The following is a 1,912-nucleotide window of genomic DNA, read 5'->3' on the forward strand; positions in this document are numbered from 1 at the left end:
GTATAAAGTTGAAATAAGGTTGATATAAGGTTGAAATATGATAGAAATAAAGTTGAAATAGGGTTGAATATATCGCCGCAGGCATGTATCATAGTATATCGCGAAGCATATATCATTTTTATATCGCCGCAGGCATATATCAAAGTATATCGCGAAGCATATATCATTTTTATAGCGCCGCAGGCATGTATCAAAGTATATCGCGAAGCATATATCATTTTTATATCGCCGCAGGCATGTATCATAGTATATCGCGAAGCATATATCATTTTAACAGCATTGTAAGTAAAAATTTAATGAATAAATCCTATCATTGTATTCGTGGAAATATTTAGGAAAAAGTTTAACTATTCAAGGTTTTGATAAGGCCTATTTTTACAATTTCGTTGGATTTTGAGCTTCATTGGGGAAGGTTTGACAAATACCCTGTGGAAAAGTGCCTTTCCTATTATTCGGAGACTAGAAAAGTTATTCCAAAAATCCTTGAGCTGTTTGAAAATCATGGGGTGCATGCTACCTGGGCTGCGGTGGGCGGCCTGATGGCCGAAAGCCTGGAGGAATGGAGGATGTATGCGCCACGCTTATTGCCTTCGTATACGGAAAAGGGTTATTCGGCCTATTCTTGGGTGGATTCCCAAAAGGAGATCTTTCCAGAGACTTTATTTGCGCCTCATTTGGTCAAAGAGATTCTACATGCGGAAGGGCAGGAATTGGGTTGCCATACGTATTCCCACTATTACACCAAGGAGAATGGACAGCGGATTGAGCAATTCAGGGAGGACCTGATGGCTGCCCAACGGCTTGCATCAGCAAAATTCAATACCAAGTTGACGTCCCTGGTATTTCCCCGCAACCAATATGACAATCAGGCGGTAAGAGTGGCTTGGGAGGAGGGGTTTGAAACGTTGCGTTCGAATCCGGAAGATTGGTTTTGGCAGCATACGGAGGAAAGGAGTTTCTTCAAAAGGCTGTTCCGGACTGGGGATACTTTGGTGCCATTGGGAAAAGAGAGTTTTTATCCATTGCCGAAAGCCGAGTCGGTGGCAGGGCCTGTTTTGTTGCCTACGTCTAGGTTGCTCCGTCCTTATGTTGGGAATAAGATCAGTCATCAGCAGCGTTTTGCACGGATCAAATCAGAGATGCAGAAGGCTGCCGAAAAGGGGATGGTGTATCATTTGTGGTGGCATCCGCATAATTTTGGGCATTTTCCGGAGCAAAACCTCAGGTATTTGGAGGAGTTGTTGGTGTATTTTAAGCGGCTTAGGGATGAGTATGGAATGAGATCTTTGAATATGGCGGAGACGGCGGGGCTGGTAAGGGGGGTTGGAGTTTAGAATTATGAATGATTGGGAATGGTAAATGGTAAGAGGATTTGGAATGTAGAATTTCAAATTAATAATGAAGGGGAATTTGGAGAAATTGGGGTTGAGGAGGAGTAGGTGAGCGGTAATGAATTTGAGGGTAATATTGGGGTAATATGGGATGGTATTTATTAATAGGGATTATTTTATTGTTTATTAAAAAAATCATATTAATAGAAAAATAGGTCTGAAATAAAGAAATATATTAATGGAATTTAAAAAAAATACCCTGATTAGGGTATTTTTTTTTGTTTGGGCTTTTTCTACTTTTGAAACGGGTGATTAAGCGACTTTTTGCATTGACTTTTTATCGAAAGATCTTAAAACTAGGTAGGGATTGTCTAAAGAAAATTTTTTAACCCTATTTTATTTCTTTTTACCGCCATGGGCGCAAAGAGAGAATCTGTGAAAATTATTTACCACAGGTCACATAGGAGGGGCACGGAGAAAAAACCACTTCCTTCCAAATCTATATCGCATCGTGCATTCATCATTCTGAATTCACAAAGTTTGAATTGATTATTTACCACATAGCTCACATAGACCTTATT

At 40.0% G+C, this 1,912-nt stretch carries 2 protein-coding genes; both read left to right on the top strand.

From position 1 onward, the window contains the following. Positions 1–30: 30 nt before the first annotated feature. Positions 31–285, top strand: a complete 255-nt coding sequence (locus tag M3O96_RS21805) for a hypothetical protein (RefSeq protein ID WP_249725385.1) — start codon at positions 31–33, stop codon at positions 283–285. Positions 286–359: 74 nt separating this feature from the next. Then, the gene (locus M3O96_RS21810; protein ID WP_249725392.1) at positions 360–1,334 is read left to right on the top strand and encodes a polysaccharide deacetylase family protein; all 975 of its coding nucleotides are present in this window, start codon (positions 360–362) and stop codon (positions 1,332–1,334) included. Positions 1,335–1,912 lie beyond the last annotated feature (578 nt).

Origin of the sequence: Aquiflexum sp. TKW24L (assembly GCF_023502205.1) — a bacterium.
Lineage (GTDB): Bacteria > Bacteroidota > Bacteroidia > Cytophagales > Cyclobacteriaceae > Cognataquiflexum.